The following is a 19517-nucleotide window of genomic DNA, read 5'->3' as shown; positions in this document are numbered from 1 at the left end:
GTTACTCGCAATAATGGGACATCCACCGGCCTTCTTGCGGGCCTTCTCCTCTGCAAGACCCTTGGGTCTGCGATCGGCAACATAGCCGAGACTAGACAGGAGAGCGATATTGGCTGGCAAGCTATTTGTGACATGCGCGGTGACCGGAAGTTCGCCGATGCCGTCACATCCCAATTTCCCCTTTCGCCCGGACCATGTCGCGGCCGAAGCGCTGGCGGCGGCGGCGGCGGGTGCGTCGATCATTCATCTGCATGTGCGGGATCGTGAAACCGGCGTTCCATCACAATCGCTGGAGGATTATCGCGAGGTCGTCGGCCTGATCCGCGCCAAGAATGATGAGGTCATCCTGAACGTCACCACCGGGCCGGGTTGCACCTGGATGCAGGGCGACGAAGACCCCGCCGTCTGCGGGCCCGGCACGTTGATGTTCACTGCAGAGCGGCGGCTGGAGCATATTCTCGACCTGAAGCCCGATATGTGTACGCTCGACATCTGCACCATGCAGCTGTGGGGTGGGGTGGCGATCAACCTCGACCCCATGATCACGAAGATGGGGCATATGATTCAGGATGCCGGAGTGCTGCCGGAGATCGAATGTTTCGAGGCAGGCGATTTCGTCTTCGCCGACGATCTGATGGCCAAGGGGGCGATCCCGAAGAACGTGCCCTTCACCTTCGTCCTGGGCACCAAATATGGCCTGCCCGCGACGCCGGAGGCGATGCTCTATGCCAAGAACCAGATCCCGCGCGGCGCGCGGTTCACCGGCTTTGGCGTAAGCCGCCACAGTTTTCCCATGGCAGCGCAGTCGGCGCTGCTGGGCGGTAATGTCCGCGTGGGATTTGAAGATACCATCTATTTGCGGCGCGGCAGGCAAGCGGCGGACAATGCTGAACTGGTGCGCTGGGGCGTGGAACTGGTTGAGCGGATCGGCGGCGATATCGCCAGCGCCGCAGAGACACGGGCCATGCTGGGCCTGAAACAATAAGGGAGAGGATCAGATGACGATAGCAACCAGCCCGATGGGCGACGTGCATGGCAGGACGGCCTTCATCACCGGGGGCGCGAACGGCATAGGCCTGGGCATAGCCCGCGCTTTGGTGCGGGCGGGCGCCAATGTGGTGATAGCCGACATTCGCGAAGATTCGCTGGCGCAGGCGAAGGCCGACCTTGGTGCCGACGCACAGGTGGAAACGGTGCAGCTGGATGTCACCGACCGCGCGGCTTTTGCCCGCGCCGCAGATGCGGCGGAGGCCCGCTTCGGCAAGATCCACATGCTGGTCGGCAATGCCGGCGTCGGCGTGATGGGGCCGGTGCTGGACGCGCGGTTCGACGATTGGGATTGGGGCATGGGCGTCAATCTGGGCGGGGTCATCAACGGCCTCGTCACGATCCTGCCGCGGATCAAGGCGCATGGGGAGGGCGGACAGATCGTCACCACCTCTTCCCAATCGGCGCTGATCCCGATCAGCTATTCGGCCATTTATACAGCGGCGAAGGCCGCCGTACTGGGCATCTCCGAAGCGATCCGGGGCGAGTTGGCAGCGGAAAATATCGGCGTATCGGCCTTCATGCCGGGGCCGGTGCAGAGCCATATTGCCCATAGCGGCGAGTTGCGCCCGGCCGAATATCGCGAAGACAGCGGCTATCGCCAGCGTGAGGAGGAGCTGGAGCAGCGCCCCGTCTCCCCGCTGTGGATGAGCGCGGACGAGGTGGGCGAGCGGGTGCTGGCCGGCATCCGGAACAACGACCTTTACATCCTGACCCATCCCGAATTTGGCGCCGGGATGAAGACGCGCTTCGACGCGATCCTGGCGTCCGTCCCGGATGAGGCGATCAATCAGGACCGAGCGAAGGAGATCGGCTTCCTGCTCGGCAATTCGGTGTTCGACGACCAACTGGCCCGCCGCAATGCGAAGGAACTGGCGGCATGACCAAGGTAGCGGGGCGTACCGCCTTCATCACCGGCGGCGGATCGGGCGTGGCGCTGGGGCAGGCGAAGGTGTTTGCGCAGGCCGGCTGCAAGGTCGCGATCGTCGACATCAGGCAGGACCATCTGGACGAGGCGATGGCCTGGTTCGAGGGGCGTGGCCATGATGTGATGGCGGTGAAACTGGATATCACCGACCGGGATGCCTATGAGCGCGCCGCCGACGCGGTGGAGGCTAAGCTGGGGCCGGTCGAGCTGCTGTTCAACACGGCGGGCGTGTCGATCTTCGGCCCGCTCCAGAACGCCACTTATGATGACTGGGATTGGCAGCTGGACGTCAATCTGAAGGGCGTCATCAACGGCATCCAGACCTTCGTGCCGCGTATGATAGAGCGGGGCAAGGGCGGGCATATCGTCAATACCGCGTCCATGTCCGCCTTCGTCGCGCTCAAGGGGACAGGCATTTACTGCACGTCGAAAATGGCGATCCGGGGCCTCTCCGAATGTTTGGCGCTGGATCTGGCCGACCACGGCATCGGCGTGTCGATGCTCTGCCCCGGCGCAGTCAACAGCAACATCCATGAAGCGGTGCTGACCCGCCCGGCGCATCTGCAGAGTACCGGCTATTATGGCGCGGACCCCGATGTCATGGCGCATCTGAAACAGGTGATCGCCGTCGGTATGGAACCCGAAGTGCTGGCCCAATATGTGCTGAAGGGCGTGGAGGCGGACCAGCTCTATATCCTGCCCTATCCCGAATTTCGCGGGACGCTGGAGGACATCCATGAGCGGGTCATGACATCGCTCGCCAAGCCTGAGGATGATCCCGATTATGAAAAGCGGGTCGCCCATGGCGTGCCAGGCGGGGAGAAGCGGGAAAAGGTCGATAGCTAAGTCAGGCAGTTTCCTCTGGCCGGGACGGATAAAGGGGTCTGCCCGGCCAGCTTTTTTGAAGCGGATTATTCTACTGGCGCTGCCTTAGCTTCGCACATTTCCCGCTAAATTTATTGTTTCCGAACAAGAGTTGGAAATTTTACGACAAAACCGCACCCTCCAGTTCCCTGCGCTCGCAAGGGCGATATCATGACAGGATCGCCGCTTGTAGGACAGATGCAATAGCAAGAAGTTGACACATAGGAAGCGTTGCCCGGCGCAGGCCGGGGTCCAGTTCGACGGTCTGAACTGGGGCCCGGGCTGCGCCGGGAACGCAAAGTTCATCGCTCGTTTGCTTAACCCAGCCCCAGCAATTTCACCGCATTATCTTTCATGATCAGCGGCAGCACTTCCTCGCGGAAGCCGGCTTCGCGGGCGGCGTCGATCCATTTTTCCGGGCGGATGAGCGGCCAGTCGGAGCCGAAGAGCATCTTATGCTTCAGCTGGGTGTTGGCGTATTGGATCACCTGTTTCGGGAAATATTTGGGCGACCAGCCGGACAGGTCCATGAAGACATTATCCTTGTGCAGCGCCATCGACAGGCTCTCGTCGGTCCAGGGCCAGCTTGGATGGGCCAGGATGATCTTCATGTCGGGAAAATCGACCGCGACATCGTCCACCAATATGGGCTGACCATATTTCAGCCGGACGCCGCCGCCGCCGCGCATCCCCGTCCCCATGCCCGAATGGCCGGTGTGGAAGATGGCGGGCAGCTTATATTCCGCGATCACTTCATAAATAGGATAGGCGACCCGGTCGGCCGGGTGGCAATCCTGCATGATGCCGTGGAATTTGAAGCCTTTGACCCCGTAATTCTCCACAAGATCACGCGCTTCGCGCGCACCGAACTTCCCCTTGCGCGGATCGATTGAGGCGAAGGGGATGACGATGTCGCTATCGTTCGCGGCCAGTTCCGCCACTTCATAATTGCTGATCCGCTTGGCCCCGATGCCGCTCTCGCAATCGACGGTGAACAGGCAGAAGGCGATATTCTGCGCCCGATAATAAGCGATGGTTTCAGGGATGGTCGGCCGCTTGCGGTCCGCCTTAAAATAGGCCGACGCCGCGTCGAAATATTTGGCCATCACCGGGTCTTCGGGATCATGGCACGACACTTCGGCATGGACATGGACGTCGATGGCGAGAACCTTCGTCGGATCAACGGGCATTGGGCTTGCTTTCCAGTGTCTTGTCCTCATTGGCGCGGTGGATGACGTAGGCGCGAATATCCTCGATCTCCTTGGGGGAGAAGATCGATGCGAAGCTGACCATGCCATTATCCTTGAGCGCGCCGTCATGCACGATCATCTGCCAAGTGCCCTTGTCGTTCAAGGCAGCGCTGCGGCGCAAATCTGGGACGATGCTGCCGCCGATCGCGGAATCGCCGTGGCAGGTGCTGCAATAGCGGCCAAAATGCTTGGCACCGGCCGCTATGTCCGCCGCGCTGGCGGTGGAGGGCGGCGGGTCGAGCGGCATGGCGTTATGGGGCGGGGGCGCGGGCAGTGTGCCCTTGCCATCCAGCTTGAAGACGAGCAGGCGGCTGATGTTGCGGCTGGGACCGCTCTTGTCGGACAGGATGCCGGGCGCCAGCGCCCAGACGCCGCCCCAGCCGGCCATCACCGCCACATATTGCGCCCCGTCCAGTTCATAGCTGATCGGCGCCGCGACGATGCCGGTCTGTGCCGGGAAAGACCAGAGTTTGCGGCCGTCCTTGGTCGCATAAGCGTTGAAGTCGCCGGTCGCCGTCCCCTGAAACACCAGATCGCCGCCGGTGGCGAGCAGACCGCCATTCCACGGTCCCTTGTAGGAGACGCGCCATTTTTCCTTCTGCGTGACCGGATCCCAGGCGATCAGCGCGCCGGTGGTCGCCTTCATCGCCGCGTCACGCACCGCCTTGTCGGCCGGCATAGCGGCCGCCGCGATATCGACGCCGACATTGAACCCCAGTCTGTTCGCCTTCCATCCCTTTTCCGGAATATAGGGGAAGGCGGCCAGATTGGCGGGGATGAAGACGGTCCGGCTTTTGGGATCGAAGGCCATCGGATGCCAGCTATGCGCCCCGGTCGCACCGGGGGAGCCGATGAACGGCTTGCCGGTCTTGTAATAGCGCGCCTCCGGATTTTCGATCGGGCGGCCGGTCGTCATGTCGATGCCGCTGGCCCAATTGACCGGCACGAAATTCTTCGCCGACAGCAGTTTGCCGTTGGTGCGGTCCAGCACGTAAAAGAAGCCGTTCTTGGGCGCCTGCATCAGCACTTTTTTCTTCTGTCCGCCAATCTCCATGTCGGCGAGCATGATATGCTGGGTGGCGGTAAAGTCCCAGCTGTCGCCGGGCGTGGTCTGATAATGCCAGGCATATTCGCCCGTCTTCGCATGCACCGCGACGATGGAAGAGAGATAGAGATTGTCGCCCTTGCCCTCCGACCGATAGGCCTGGTTCCAGGGCGAGCCATTGCCGACGCCGATATAGAGCAGGTCCAGCTCCGGGTCATAGGCCATGGCGTCCCACACGGTGCCGCCCCCGCCCTGTTTCCACCACTCCCCATACCAGGTGGCGGCGGCCTTCTTGAGGTAATCCGCTTCCTTCTCCGTGCCTGGCTGGGCCGGGACGGTGTAGAATTTCCACTTTTCCGTGCCGGTGTCGGCGTCATAGGCGGCGACATAACCGCGCGCGCCAAATTCCGCGCCGCCATTGCCGATGACGACCATGCCGTTCACCACGCGCGGGGCGCCCGTGATGGTGTAATTCTTCGTCTGGTCGAGCGTGACCTTGCTCCAGACCGGCTTGCCGCTCTTGCGGTCGATGGCGATCAGGCGACCGTCCAGCGTGCCGACGAAAATCTTGTCGCCCCATGCCGCCACGCCGCGATTGACCGCGTCGCAGCAGGCTTTCACCAACGTCTCGCGCGGCACTTGCGGATCATAGGACCAGAGCAGCTTGCCGCTGCGCGCGTCATAGGCCTTCACCATGCTCCAGGCGGTGGAGACATAGAGGGTGCCGTCGATGAAGAGCGGGGTCGCCTCCTGCCCGCGATTGGTATCCATGTCGGCGGACCAGGCGAGGCCGAGTTTGCCGACCGTATTCTGATTGATCGCGGACAGCGGGCTGAAGCGCTGTTCATCATAGGTGCGGCCGGTCGACAGCCATTCGGCGGGCTTGGCCGCGATGATCCGGGCGGCATCGACCCCGCTGGTGGAGGTTGGCGTGACCGCGTCCTGGCTCGTCCCCTTGCCACAGGCCGACAGGGCCAGACTCGTTCCCAACAGCAGCGCAATCGCGACCCGCATCCTCTTCCTCTCCATTTGTGGCGCGGATGTTCGCATCCGTCGCTCAGTTCACCATCCGCCCGCCGGTCCAATAGGCGGCGCGCAGGGCTTTCTTGTCCATCTTTCCCGCAGCAGTCCGGGGAATGGCGCGGACGAAGGCAACGCTTTTGGGCGCCTTCACTCCGCCCAGCCGGGCCTTGGCATGGGAGATGATCTCTGTTTCCCCGATATTGTCGGCGACGACAATGGCGTGGACGGCCTCGCCCCATTTTTCATGGGGGATGCCGATGACCGCACATTCGCGCACGGCGGCCAGTTCGGTGACGGCGGCCTCCACCTCGGCGGAGAAGACGTTGAAGCCGCCGGACACGACCATGTCCTTCTTGCGGTCGACGATATAGAGATAGCCGTCCGCATCGCGCCGGGCGACGTCGCCGGTGTGATGCCAGCCATGAGTGCGCACCTCGGCAGTGGCATCGGGCATCTGATAATATTCTCGCGAGACGAGCACGCCGCGCACCACCAGTTCGCCCGCCTCGCCATCGGGCAGGAGCGCGCCGTCTTCGCCCATGATGGCGACGCGCACGGAGCGGGTCGGTCGCCCGCAACTGGCGAGCCGTTCTGGGCGATCGCCGGCTGCCGATTCTGCGACATCCTCGGGCGCGAGCCAGGTGACGATCATCGGCGATTCCACCTGGCCGTAAGCCTGGCAGAGGCAGGGGCCGAATATCTCCACCGCCTGCCGCAATTTTTCCGGCGAAACGGGCGATCCAACCAGCAGGAAGATTTTGAGCGAGGACGTGTCGCTGCCCACCAGCTCCGGCGCATCGAGAAGGCTGTAGAGCGCGGTCGGCGGCATATAGACATGGGTGACGCGGTGGCGCGCGATCGTGTCGAGCACGACGGCGGCGTCAAAACCGGGCAGGATCACCTGCGTCGCGCCCAAGGACAGGGTGGCGAGCGCCACTGGCCCTGCGGCGTGGGTGATCGGTGCGACAACGAGTGAGACAGGTGATTGCGTTCTGCCATCGACCGAAGCGGCCAGCGTTTCGATCATCGTGCCCCAGCCCAGATTGGTGACCACTACCCCCTTGGACGGACCGGTGGTGCCGCCGGTGGGGAAGAGGCCCACCACATCGTCGGGCTTGCCGAACGGGTCGGAAAAGTCGGGAAGGCTGTCCAACTCGCTGTTCGCAATGAACTGGTCGAGCGAGGGATCGCCATCATGCGCGCGGTCGAGACAGACGAAGCGGGTGAGGCTGGGCACGCGTGCCTTGAGTGCCGCCACATCCTCTGCCTGGCTGCTGTGATAGAAGAGCCAGCCGCAACGGACATAGTCGAGATAGGCGGCATTGGCGTCGATCGCGTTGCGGGTGTTGACCGGCACCCACTGGCCATTGGCGCGCCAGATGGCGAGCAGGGCGACCATCATCGTCGCACTGTTGGGGCCATAGAGAGCGATCGGCTGCTGATTGCGGAAGCCTGCCGCATGAAGCGCGGCGGCGATCCGGATCGTCTGCGCCCTGACCGCCGCGAAGCTCAGCGTCTCGCCGCTCTCCACGTCGATCAGGCAGGACCGTTCGGGGTCAAGATCATGGCCCCGGTCGAAATAGTCGATCGCGCGCATAATATCAGCCCCAGCGATTGATCTCCGGGCCGGGTGCCCAGATGGTTTCGGGTTTGGGGACGGTGGCAAGGCCCAGCGCCTGCGCCACGGCGGGGCGGGCACGCAGCCGCGCTTCCCAGGCGTCGGTCAGCGGCGCGGCGGTAAAGGCGTCCGGCACGATCGCGCGCATCCCCGCCAGCCAGGCATGGGTTTCGAGGTCCGCGATGGAGAAATCGCCCATCAGCCAGTCGCGGCCATCGGCCAGTTGCGTTTCCAGCTTCTCGACCGCCTGCACGATCTTGGCGCGGCTGTCGGCCAGTTGGGCTTCGTCCACCTTGCCCTCGACTGCCTGCGTCCAGCGCGCGGCAAGGTCCGCGCTGACGATGCCGGCAGGGACGGCGGGGGGCGGCGTGGCGGCATTGCCCAGCGCGGCGGCGGCGGGGGCGACGCGCTCGATCACATAGCGACACCAGGCCATCATCTGCCAGCGGGCATAGGGATCGGCCGGGCGGATCGCAGGGTCGGTGCCGATATCATCCAGATAGCAGGCGATAAAGACGCTGTCGGTCATGGCGACGCCATCGACCACCAGCACCGGCCCTTCGCCTTCGATCGAATGGTCCACTTCTAGGGGATGGGGCAGGGCGGTCGAGTGCCGCTCCCCAGCGACAAGATCGATCGGGCGACGGTCCAGAACGACGCCTTTCTCGACGGCGGCGGCCAGGACGGTGAAGGACGGGCCATTGGGCTGGCCATGATAGAGGGTGCCGGTCATGCAGGTTCGCTTTCGAGCAGGGAAATACGACGGGCGAGGTCGGTGCGGCCCAAGGCCCAGCAGGCGCGGGTCGCAGGGCGCGCATAGATGGCGCGCAGCCAGCGCATGATGTTGGGGGTCAATTTGTCGTTGCACAGATGCGGCTGCGACAGCGGCATGGCATAGGCGAGGTTGAAGCCGTTAATGTCGGCCAGACCATAGCTGTCCGACGCCAGCCATTCCCGCTCACCCAGCGCCTGCTCCAGATAACCGATGCCGAGGCCGACGCGGCGATGCGATTCCGTCATTTCCTCCGCAGAGAAGGCGCCGTTGATCGCTTTGCGCCAGGCGACACGCCGTTCGGGCATGGGGATGCGGTCGATCGCCGCTTCCAGTTCGGCCGGGTCTTTCTGCCGCACCGACGGGCCGACGAACACGCTCCAGCCGATCATCGAGAAGCTGGGCGCGAGCCACTGGTCGAGGAATTTCATCCACCAGCGGGTGCGCCATTGATCGACCGGGTCGGCGGGCATCAGGCGCGGGCCGTCGAACGCTTCATCCACATATTCCATGATGGCGGTGGATTCGGTCAGCACCAGCTTGCCATGGGTCATGGCGGGAATGGTGCCGAGCGGATTGACCGCCAGATAGTCCGGCTTGTGCTGATCGAAATTCAGCAGGTCGAGATAATGGCTGTCGAACGCGACGCCCTTTTCGAACAGTGCCAGCATGGGCTTGCCCGAATTGGCGTTGGGTTCCCAATGATAAAGTGTGACGTCGGTCATGCCGCATGCGTCTCCAGAAAGAAGCCGGTCGGGCGTGCGCAGCCCGACCGCGAGTTTTCCCACTTGGGGGGAGGCCTAAAATTTCTTTTTCACCGTCACCGCCCATTCGCGCGGGTTGCCGGGGCGTGCCTTGCGCACGCCCGCGCCTGCGCCGCGCAGGTCGAAGACGGAGAGATAATAATATTTGTCGAAGAGGTTGGTGACTTCGAACGAGACGTCGAGATCCTCGTCCGCATTCTGCCAGGTCAGGCGTGCGTTTGCCAGCGTGTAGGCCGGCACGAAGTTGAGGATGCGGGTGCCGTTGATGACCGCCGAACCGCCGAACTTCTTGTCTTCATAGGTGACGTCGAAGCGCGGGGTCAGGCTGCCGGCTTTGTCCAGATCGATCTTATACTGCGCCCCAAGGCTGAACTTCCAAGGCGGCGAGACTGGCGGATCGTCGGCCGATACACCGCCAGGATTGGTCGGATAGGCCGCTGCGGGATCGAGGCTGCTCGCCTTATATTTGAAGTCGAGATAGCTGATCGACGCATCGATCGCGAGGCCGTCGATCGGATAGGCAGACAGTTCGGCCTCGAACCCCTTGACCCGCGCGTCGCCGGCATTGAGGCGGGCGGCGCAGGGCGCGGTCGGGCAGGTCAGCACCGGAATCTGGATATCGACATAGTCGTTGATGAAGGCGGCAGCGTTCAGGCGGACGCGGCGATTGAAGAAGTCGCTCTTGAAGCCGACTTCATAGGCGGTCAGTTTTTCGGGACGAAAGGCGATGACCTGCTGCGTGGTGAAGGGGCGTGGGTTGGAGCCGCCGCCCTTGAAGCCGGTCGATACCGATCCATAGACCATCAGACTGTCGGTCAGGCGATAATCGGCCGCAACGCGATAGTCCCAACGCTTGGCGCTGTAATGGGCGGTCAGGCCCGACAGCGCCGTGACGGTTTCGGTTCTGTTGCCATTGCCATTATAGTCGAGTGTATCCGCGCCGGAATAGCCGATGCCATAGGCTGCCCCGACCGGATCGAGGAAGCGGTTGACCGTACCGTCGAAGTTCAGGCGATAATAGGTCTGGTCCTTGGTTTCCGTCGTGTAGCGCAAACCGCCGCTCAGCGTCAGGCGATCGACCGGCTTCCAGGAGATATGGGCGAAGGCCGCCTTCGCTTCTGCCTTGGTGGGATCGGGCTGGCGGAATTGCAGAGGATAGACCGGGACGTAGCGAATGTCCTGAAGGGAGTCGTAAGTGGAACTCTGCTTGAAATAATAGCCGCCGACCGTGGCATTGAGATTGTCGCCCAGTTCCGCGTTCAGCCGGACTTCCTGGCTGAAGCTCCAATTTTCCAGATAATTGCGGCCGAAGCCGATGTTGGCAGGTGAGATATCATCATCGGAATCGAACCGGGTGTTGAAGGTGCGGTACCCGGTGATGGACGACAGTTTGAAGGCGTCGGACAGGGCATAGTTGATCTGCCCCGACACGCCCCAGCCCTTGTAGAGGCTGCGGTCCGTGCCCTGCGTCGCGGCAAGCGGCGTGCCGGCTGCGCCATAGGGATCGACCGGGATGGGCGGGGTCCAGACGCCGGCAGGCTGGCCGGTGCCGATATAGTTGCAATAGCGGCCGCAGATGAAGCGATTATCATAGACGACGCCGGGCGCTGGATTGGTGTTGGGCGACGCGACCGTGCTGGTCGCCAGCAACACTTCGCCGGCGATCGTATGTTCGTCGCGGGTGTAATCGCCGATGACGGTGACATCCAGCTTGTCGCTGGGCTCCCAGAAGGCGATGGCACGAATTGCCTGATAACCAACGCCGCCCAGCTTGCTGATGGTGCAGTCGCCGGCCGGCTGGGTCGACGGGATGCCGCTGCCCGGATTGGCGCAGCCATAGTCGACCCGGTCGACGAAACCGTCCTGCTGCTTGGCGACGCCGGAAATGCGAACGGCCAGCGTGTCGGTGATGCCGAAATCGGCGGCTGCACGAATGCCGATGCGGTTGCGGATGCCGTAATTGACCTCGACGAAGCCGCCGCCATCGCCGCTGGGGCGCTTCGAGTAGAGCTTGATCGCGCCGCCCTCGGCATTGCGGCCGGCCAGAGTACCTTGCGGGCCGCGCAGGATTTCGACGCGGTCGAGATCGAGCAGTTCGAACACCGCGCCGGTCAGCTGCGGATAATAGACATCGTCGATATAGATGCCGACGCCCGGTTCATAAGCGGGGTTGAAGTCGTTCTGGCCCACGCCGCGGATCGAGGCGGTAATGGAGGGGCCGAAGGAGGCACCCTGCGGCTTTAGGGAAACGTTCGGCGCGGAATCGGCCATTTGCGCCAGGTTGGTCTGGCTCTTGGCCTCCAGTTCGGCGGCGCCGACGGCAGTGATGGAGATCGGCGTATCCTGCAACCGCTGAGCGCGGAACTGGGCGGTGACGACGATGTCCGCGACGGACGATTGCGAGGCGGCTTCCTGCTCGGCCGCTTGTGGCGCGGCGGCGGGCGGCTGGGCCTGTGCCGAGGCTGGCGTTGTGATTGCGAGGATGGAGGCCGACGCCAACAGGGCGCGCGACATCATTGCACGAAGATCGTGTTGCATGGGTAATCCCCTCTCCTAATCCGGCTTTGTTAGATCCGCCCTGACCGGACGTGACCCGCCTTGTGACATGCTGTGTGTCGATTGTTAGTAAGACATACAATTTTGCCCGTTGCAAGGGCTTGGTAGCCCCGACGACGAACATTGTCGCAATATTTGCCAATATTGCGAGAGGGCAAATAATGCTGTTGTCTCTATTGGTAGTAGCGGCAGTAACAGGATGATGGCGGCGGGGACGGGAAGGCCACGAAAATCCCGGATAATGTCCTTTGCCGGGTCAGACGTAGACGCGGCGCAACAGCTCCACCAGCATGGCGGTTTCGGCCGGGCTGAACCGCGCCTTGAGCCAATTTTCATGCGCCGCGATGCAGGCGCGCGCATCGGCCAGCGAGTCGCGGCCGCTGTCGGTCAGGCTCAATGTCTGGCGGCGACGGTCCTGTGCGGAGGCGCCGCGGGTCAGGAAACCCCGGTCCTGCATGCGGTTTACGATGGCCATGACGCTGGCCCGGTCCATCTTCAACCGGCGACCGATATCGGCCTGGGCGATACCGGGCTGATCCTCGATCAGCCAGAGGACGGCGACCTGCTTCTGGGTCAGGCCAAGGTCGCTGAACGTCTCGGTAAAATGCTGGTAGACTGCTGCGCTGGCGAGCCGGATGTGGAAACCGACCAGCCCATCGATGCCGCTGAGGCCAGGATCGGGGAAGAGGTCGAGCGGTTCGATGTCTTTCATGGTATTCATAGTAACAGTGTGTGCAGTAAGTGTTGGTCCGTCAATCCTGCGGCTTGAAAAAATGTGAGTGTCACATACAATATCCTCAACCAGAACAGGGAGAGGATCAGCCGTGGCGCATTTTCCGGACACACCGTCCTTCACGGGTTTCAACACGCCTTCACGGATCGAGGCGGATATTGCCGATCTGGACGTGAAGGGGGCAGTGCCGACCGAACTGGATGGAGCCTTTTACCGGGTGCAACCGGACCCGCAATTTCCGCCGTTGCTGGGCGACGACATCGCCTTCAACGGCGATGGCATGATCTCCATGTTCCGGTTCAAGGACGGCCAGGTGAGCCTGCGGCAGCGCTGGGCAAAGACCGACAAATGGAAGCTGGAGCATGAGGCGGGGCGGGCGCTGTTCGGGGCCTATCGCAATCCGCTGACCGACGACGAGTCGGTAAAGGGCAAGACACGAGGCACCGCGAACACCACTGCCTTCATTCATGGCGGGCGGCTCTATGCGCTGAAGGAAGACAGTCCGGCACTGGTGATGGATCCGGCGACGCTGGAGACGGACGGCTATACGCGCTTCGACGGCGCGATGACGGGGCAGACTTTTACCGCCCATCCCAAGATCGATCCGGCCACCGGCGACATGATCGCCTTTGGCTATGCGGCCAAGGGGGTACTGACGCGGGACATGACCTATTATGTCGTGTCGCCCGACGGCATGCTGAAACAGGAATTGTGGTTCGAACTGCCCTATTACGCCATGATGCACGATTTTGCGATCACGCCCGATTATGCGCTGTTTCACGTCGTGCCGAGCACGTCCAACTGGGAAAGGCTGGAACAGAGGCTGCCGCATTTCGGTTTCGATACGACGCTGCCTGTCTATCTGGGCGTGTTGCCGCGCCGGGCCGATGCGAGCGCGGCGGACATTCGCTGGTTCAAACGCGACAATTGCTTCGCCAGCCATGTCATGAATGCCTTTCAGGAGGGGACGAAGATCCATTTCGATACGCCCGAGGCGAAGAATAACATGTTCGCCTTCTTCCCCGACATTCATGGCGCGCCGTTCAATGGGCCGGAATCGGCGAGTTTTCTGACGCGCTGGACGGTGGACATGGCTTCCAATGGCGAGGATTTCGCGAGCGTGCGGCGATTGACCGACATGATGGGGGAGTTTCCGCGCATCGACGATCGGCAGACGGGGCTGCCCTATCGCTATGGCTGGCTGCTGGTGATCGACCCGACCAAGCCGGTGGAATTGAAGGGCGGCAGCCCGTCCGGCATGCTCATGAACACGCTGGGCCTGATCGATCATCAGACCGGGGAAAAGCAACGCTGGTGGTGCGGGCCTGTATCCTCGTTGCAGGAACCCTGCTTCATCCCGCGCACGCCGGATTCGGCGGAGGGCGATGGCTGGATCGTGCAGGTCTGCAACCGGCTGGAAGAACATCGCAGCGACCTGCTGCTGTTTGATGCGCTGGATATCGCCAAGGGACCGATCGCGGAAATCCAGGTGCCCATCCGGCTGCGCTTCGGCCTGCATGGCAATTGGGCGAATGCGGACCAGATCGGGCTGGTAGGGTAATGCATCCGCCCAATTGAGACGCATTTGCACTTTTGTCTTGCCTGTACCTGACATTTTTTGAATTCATATCTTCGCATAAAGTCAGGTGGTTATTTGCGGCGGGCATGATTGGACAAAAGCGTCATGGCAGGCTGATCGGCTGCACCATCCTGTTGCTGTCGGGTGGGGGAGCGATGGCGCAGCACAGGCAATCGGCGTCGGCCGATCCCATCGTCGTCAACGGGCGAAAGCAGCTAGGCGAGACGCAGCCGCTCCGTCATTTCGATGCGGACGAATTGCGGGCCATGGGCATCACCAGCATCAAGGACATGATGGAGCGCCTGGGCGCGCAGTTGAAGGGCGCGGATGGCGCTAATCCGGTCTATGCCATCAACGGGCGGCGTCCGCTGGACGATGAAGAAGTGCAGAGCCTGCCTTTCGATGCGATCCAGTCCTTCGACCTGCTGCCGCAGGAGGCCGCGGCCGGACTTGGCTATTCGCCCAATCAGCCGGTCCTGAATTTCACCACCAAGGCGAAATTCCAGGGTTTCGAAACGATGGCCAATGGCCAGACCAGCACCGATGGCGGTGGCGGCTCGGCGGACGGTCGCTTTGCCGCGACCCGGCTCCGCGGCAAGACACGCTTCACATTGACCGCCACCTGGTTGCGGCAGAACGAATTGCGACAGGACCGGCGGTCGATCCGTCCCGATCCCAGCCTCCCCTTCGACAGCGTCGGCAATGTGACCGCTCTGGGGGGCGGAGAGATTGACCCGCAACTAAGCGCGCTGGCGGACAATCCGGTGACGATCGCCGCGGTCCCGCGCGATCCTGCCGCGCGACGGGAACTGGACGCCTATCTGCCCGGCGCCAATCGCCCCAATGTCACCGATCCGGGCGCCTATCGCAGCTTGCAGCCACGTCAGCGCACGATGAAGATTGCCGGCTTTTTCAGCCAACCCATCAGCGAGCGGACCACCGCCGCGCTCAGCCTGTCGGCCGAACGGCAACGCAGCTGGTCGCTTCAGGGGCTGGGGACGGCGTCGCTGCTGGTTCCAGCGGGCAACATCTCCTCCCCCTTCGCCAACGACATATGGCTCAACCGCTATGTCAACGAGGCGGATCCGCTGACCCAGAGTGGCAGCATATGGACGCTGCATGCAGGCTTGGGGTTCGTCGGTGCCTTTGGTGGATGGAATTGGTCGCTCCGGCTCAATCATGATCGCAAACATAATCAGAACGATAGCGAACTCGGGTTCGACATGGCCGGCGTTCAGGACGCGATCATGCAGGGCGGCGATGCCTTCGCGCCTTTTGCGGCCGATCAGATCGGCGTGGCCATCCGCGATCGCTCCCGCTCGATCGTCACGACGAACGATGCGCAACTGATTCTCAACGGCACAGTCCTGACCCTGCCGGCCGGCCCAGTCGCGGTGACGACGACGTTCAATGCACAACGATCCCGCAGCGACAGCCAGTCTCGCGCTTTCCCGGATGCGGATAGCCTGCTTGGTCGCAGCCAGGGAGGCAGCAGCCTGGCTCTGTCCATTCCCATCGCATCGGCGGCGGATAATATTCTGCCTTTCCTAGGCCGGCTGTCGGCCGATGTGTCGGGTGGTGTCAACGCGGTCAGCCGCTATGGCCCGCTCTACACTGCGCATGCCAGCCTGATCTGGACGCCGGTGCGGCGGGTTCAACTGCTCGCGACGCTCAAACATGCGGAAACCGCGCCGACGCTGGATCAACTGGGCGCGCCCCGCATCGCCACGCCCAATACGCCCTTCGTCGACCTGGTGTCGGGCGAAAGCCTGTTCGTCACATCGGTGTTCGGCGGTAATCCCGGCCTGTCTGCCGAAAAGCGACGGACGTTGACGCTGACCGCCAATATCCAGCCTTTGCGAACCGACGCCTTTCGCGCCAGCCTCTTCTATGAAGAGGCACGCCTTTATGACCAGGCGGCGACCCTGTCGGTCCTGACGCCGGCGATTGCGGCGGCCTTTCCCGATCGTTTCGTGCGGGACGCGGCCGGCCAGTTGACCAGCGTGGATCTGCGCCCGCTCAATCTGCATCGCGAACGGCAAAGGACGGTGAAGGCGAGCCTGTCCTTTTCCGGGCCGATCGGTCCCAAGCCGGCAAAGCCACCGGAAGGCCAGCCACCCAAAATGACCTATCTCCATGCGTCGTTGACGCCTGCGTTGCGGCTGGAGGATCGGCTCTTGCTCAGCCCCGGTGCGACGCCGCTCGATCTGCTGGACGGCGATAATATCGTCGCGAGCGGCGGTCGGCCCCGCTGGGATGTGCAGGGCGATCTGGGGCTGTACCGCAATGGGATCGGCATGTTCGTGCAATCCGTCTATCATTCGGGGAGCCGTGCGCGAAGCCCGATCGAAACGGCGGATCTGCGCTTTGCCAGTTTGGGCACGACTGCGCTTACCCTATACGCCAATATGGAGCAGTTGTGGCCCAAGGCAGGCTGGGCCAAGAAGCTGATGATCGACGCGACCATCCGGAATGTCGCCAATGCACGGCCGCAGGTTCGGGACCGGCGGGGCGATACGCCCATCGGTCAGCAACCGGCCTATCTCGATCCGCTGGGGCGGGTCGTCAGCCTGCGAATATTCAAGCGTTTCTAGATCGGATTTCAAATAAATCGGACCGCCCGCCGGTTAAGACAAGGCGCCACATCTTGCCCGTGCCGCCTGACCGGGATCGGCGCCGGATCATAGCCTCTCCCCCGCCGCCCGCGCGCGCGGGATCAGGCCGGCATGGTCGCGCTCCACCCGCCACAGCAGGATCAGCAACAGCAGCACCAGCGGCGGCGCCACCCAGTTGATCGACAGGATCGCGCCGCCCAGATCGCCGCCGCGCGCATCGCTGATCATCCCCACCGCATAGGGGCCGATACCAAGACCGAAGATGGTCGACACGACGATATAGAGGCTGACTGTCAGGCCTCGCATGCGCGGCAGCACCTGTTCGAACAGCACGGCGTAAAGCGGCGGCATCCACATGGTAAGGACAAGGCTGTAGAGGGTGAAGCGCAGGTAGAAGCTGCTCGCATCCCCCGCGCGATAGACCCACAGCGCGATCAGCGGCGACAGGCTCATGGCGAACAGCGCCACCCAGACACGGCGCGACAGGCGATGCGCGCCGATCCGGTCGGACAGCGGCCCGGCCAGCAGTGGCCCGGCCACGCCCAAAGCGGCGGACAACAAGCCGAATTGCATGCCCGTGTCGGCGGGCGAGAGGCCGTAGCTTTTCATGAGGAAGGATGGCGTGAAACCCATCACGCCATAGTTGATGACGCCCTGCAACGATCCCGCCGCGATGCACAGCAGCAGTGAGGGGTTGCGGGTGATGAGCGCGAAGGCGACCGGATCGCGCCCTTTGAGATTCTGCATCAGGTTGATGATGACGAAGGCGCCGAAACCGATGACGCTCCATTGCACGACATGCGGGCTGATCGCGACGCCGCCCAGCATCAGCGGCGGGCGCGGCGAGAAGGCCTCGGCCCAGCGGATCGCCAGAAGCATGACGATGACGATCAGCGCCAGCGACGCGATGTTGCGCAGCCAGTCGCGCCCGCTGGCGCGGGCATGCGCAAGGCTGAGCCAATGAAAGCCCGGCGTCACCGCGCACAAGACGGACAGGCTGGCGCGGAAGGGATGGGGATCGGGCGGCGTCGGGATGCCATCCATCGCGCCGCGCGGCGGCTCGGCAAGGCGGCTCATCAGGAAGGCGATGAGGAAGCCGGGTGTTGCGGCCACGGCAAAGGCGAACTGCCAGCCTTTGAGGCCCAGAGGCGCCGTGCCCGCTGCATAGCGCGCATCCCACCATTGGGCCGCGACGCCGCCGATGATCAGCGATCCGCCAAGGCCGATGGCGATCGCGGCGGCCATCACCGCCATCACCATGCCGCGCTTTTCACGCGGGAAATAATCATAGGTCAGGCTGGTCCCGGCCGGCTGGGATGCGGCCTCGCCAATGCCTACGCACAGGCGAGAGAGCATCAGCGTGAAGAAGCCGGTGGCAAAGGCCGCGCCGCCGGTCGCCAGCGACCAGAAGCTGATGGTGATGGCGAGCAGCTTCGTGCGTATCCACCCGTCCGCCAGCCGTCCTAATGGCAGGGAAAAAAGCGCGTAGAAGAGCGCGAAGACGGTGCCGTAGAGCAGCCCCATCTCGGCGTCGCCGATCTTCAGGTCCGCCTTGATCGCCGGGGCCAATATGGCGAGGATGTTGCGGTCGAGCAGGCTGACCAGATTGGTGCCGGCGACCAGAGCCAGCGCATAATAAGCAGTGCTGCGGGGTGGGATCGTCTGGTTCACAGGCGGAACACACGCTCGGCATTGCTTTGCATCAGCTTGCGCTTCGCGGCGTCGGACATGGCCAGCAGGTCATGCGTCCGGACCTCGTCCGCCACATATTGATAGGGATAGTCCATCGCATACATGACCCGATCCTCCCCCAGTACGGATTGCGCGAATGTGATCGCGGGCGCCCATGCCATGCCGCTGGTGGTAACGCAGACGTTGGATCGCATATAGTCATGGATCGATTTATTGAGTGGCTTCATCCGCTCATAGCGCTGCGAGCGCACGCCGGCCTGGTGCATATAGTCCAAGCGATAGAGCCAGTAAGGTAAAGCTTCCCCCATATGGCCGACGACGATCTGCAAGTCGGGATAACGGTCGAAAATGCCGATGGTGATGAGCCGCAACAGGTGCATCCCCGTCTCTACGCCAAAGCCGAAGATCGCTCCGTCCAGCCCCGCGTCCAGCATAGGCCCGATCATCGCGTCGGGCGGGGTCGAGGGGTGGATGTAGAGCGGCTGGCCGGTATCGGCGAGCGCGCGAAAGATCGGGTCGAATTTGGGATCGTCCAGATACTCGCCCTGGCTATGGCTGTTCACCATCACGCCTTTGAATCCCAGATCGTGCGCGCCGCGCCGGATTTCGGCAGCGGACCAGTCCGGGTCCAGCGGCGCGATGGAGGTCATGCCGACGAAGCGGTTGGGATGGGCGGCGCAACGACCGGCCAGATGATCGTTGGCGCGGCGCACCATCGCCTTGGCTTCGGCGATATCCAGCAGGGGCTGCACCCCTGGCGATGTCAGCGAGAGGATCGCCACGTCTATACCGGTCGCATCCATATCCGCCAGCCGCTGGTCGCCCAGGTCCAGCAATCGGTCGATGATCTGGGTTGCGCGCTCCGACGGTGACTGGGCGTAAAAGCCCCAGAGTGACGCCATGCCCCGGTCCGCCGTTCCGTCACGCACCATGCGCAGATAGGCGTCGATCTGCTCGCGCGTAGCGAACGCCTCTTCGGTGGCGATGCGCAAATAGCCGCGATCGCCGCCGGTTTTGAGTTCATGCGTCAT

14 protein-coding genes are annotated in these 19517 nt (G+C 63.0%); 5 read left to right on the top strand and 9 right to left on the bottom strand.

Translation table 11 applies throughout. The features are described from left to right. Nucleotides 1–127: 127 nt before the first annotated feature. The 3 genes from F4U94_RS20090 to F4U94_RS20080 are packed head-to-tail and all read left to right on the top strand — an operon-like array spanning nucleotide 128 to nucleotide 2821. Complete coding sequence (locus tag F4U94_RS20090) at nucleotides 128–985, top strand: beta-keto acid cleavage family enzyme (RefSeq protein ID WP_269462553.1); 858 nt, start codon at nucleotides 128–130, stop codon at nucleotides 983–985. 13 nt (nucleotides 986–998) lie between these two features. Then, a complete protein-coding gene (locus tag F4U94_RS20085) occupies nucleotides 999–1931 on the top strand; it encodes an SDR family NAD(P)-dependent oxidoreductase (RefSeq protein WP_120252654.1) in 933 nt (310 codons plus the stop codon). Then, nucleotides 1928–2821: an SDR family oxidoreductase gene (locus tag F4U94_RS20080; RefSeq protein WP_120252655.1), complete on the top strand. Its 894-nt coding sequence runs from the start codon at nucleotides 1928–1930 to the stop codon at nucleotides 2819–2821. Before F4U94_RS20085 ends, F4U94_RS20080 begins: the two co-directional genes overlap by 4 nt. 335 nt (nucleotides 2822–3156) lie before the next feature. Here F4U94_RS20080 and F4U94_RS20075 read toward each other — a convergent pair whose 3' ends face one another. From F4U94_RS20075 to F4U94_RS20045, 7 genes are all read right to left on the bottom strand, one after another. Next, entirely contained in the window at nucleotides 3157–4029 is an 873-nt protein-coding gene (locus F4U94_RS20075) for an amidohydrolase family protein (protein ID WP_120252656.1), read from the bottom strand. Next, a complete protein-coding gene (locus F4U94_RS20070) occupies nucleotides 4019–6148 on the bottom strand; it encodes a PQQ-dependent dehydrogenase, methanol/ethanol family (protein ID WP_120252657.1) in 2130 nt (709 codons plus the stop codon). Before F4U94_RS20070 ends, F4U94_RS20075 begins: the two co-directional genes overlap by 11 nt. A gap of 43 nt (nucleotides 6149–6191) precedes the next feature. After that, nucleotides 6192–7754, bottom strand: coding sequence for an AMP-binding protein (locus F4U94_RS20065; protein WP_120252658.1), 1563 nt, complete (start codon nucleotides 7752–7754; stop codon nucleotides 6192–6194). 4 nt (nucleotides 7755–7758) lie between these two features. Then, nucleotides 7759–8508 (bottom strand): glutathione S-transferase family protein, encoded by a 750-nt coding sequence (locus F4U94_RS20060; protein WP_120252659.1) that lies wholly within the window; start codon nucleotides 8506–8508, stop codon nucleotides 7759–7761. Beyond that, complete coding sequence (locus F4U94_RS20055; protein ID WP_150412171.1) at nucleotides 8505–9272, bottom strand: glutathione S-transferase family protein; 768 nt, start codon at nucleotides 9270–9272, stop codon at nucleotides 8505–8507. Before F4U94_RS20055 ends, F4U94_RS20060 begins: the two co-directional genes overlap by 4 nt. A gap of 75 nt (nucleotides 9273–9347) precedes the next feature. Continuing rightward, the gene (locus F4U94_RS20050) at nucleotides 9348–11849 is read right to left on the bottom strand and encodes a TonB-dependent receptor (RefSeq protein ID WP_232016518.1); all 2502 of its coding nucleotides are present in this window, start codon (nucleotides 11847–11849) and stop codon (nucleotides 9348–9350) included. Between the two features lie 274 nt (nucleotides 11850–12123). Next, entirely contained in the window at nucleotides 12124–12588 is a 465-nt protein-coding gene (locus F4U94_RS20045) for a Saro_0803 family transcriptional regulator (RefSeq protein ID WP_120252661.1), read from the bottom strand. A gap of 103 nt (nucleotides 12589–12691) precedes the next feature. Here F4U94_RS20045 and F4U94_RS20040 point away from each other — a divergent pair, with 103 nt between their 5' ends. Both F4U94_RS20040 and F4U94_RS20035 read left to right on the top strand, forming a co-directional pair. After that, on the top strand, nucleotides 12692–14161 hold the full coding sequence (locus tag F4U94_RS20040) for a lignostilbene-alpha,beta-dioxygenase (protein WP_150412169.1): 1470 nt from the start codon (nucleotides 12692–12694) through the stop codon (nucleotides 14159–14161). Between the two features lie 104 nt (nucleotides 14162–14265). Beyond that, nucleotides 14266–16773 carry a porin family protein gene (locus tag F4U94_RS20035; protein ID WP_120252662.1) on the top strand — a complete coding sequence of 836 codons (2508 nt, stop codon included), beginning with the start codon at nucleotides 14266–14268 and terminating at the stop codon, nucleotides 16771–16773. An 87-nt stretch (nucleotides 16774–16860) separates the two neighbouring features. On the opposite strand, the gene F4U94_RS20030 is transcribed toward F4U94_RS20035, so the two are convergent. Continuing rightward, nucleotides 16861–18465, bottom strand: a complete 1605-nt coding sequence (locus tag F4U94_RS20030; RefSeq protein WP_120252663.1) for an MFS transporter — start codon at nucleotides 18463–18465, stop codon at nucleotides 16861–16863. After that, a complete protein-coding gene (locus tag F4U94_RS20025; protein WP_120252664.1) occupies nucleotides 18462–19517 on the bottom strand; it encodes an amidohydrolase family protein in 1056 nt (351 codons plus the stop codon). The genes F4U94_RS20030 and F4U94_RS20025 overlap by 4 nt, the downstream gene beginning before the upstream one ends.

Origin of the sequence: Sphingobium limneticum (assembly GCF_008710155.1) — a bacterium.
GTDB classification, from domain to species: domain Bacteria; phylum Pseudomonadota; class Alphaproteobacteria; order Sphingomonadales; family Sphingomonadaceae; genus Sphingobium; species Sphingobium limneticum.
Note: the sequence above shows the minus strand (reverse complement) of the source record. Positions and strands in the feature narration are given on the sequence as shown.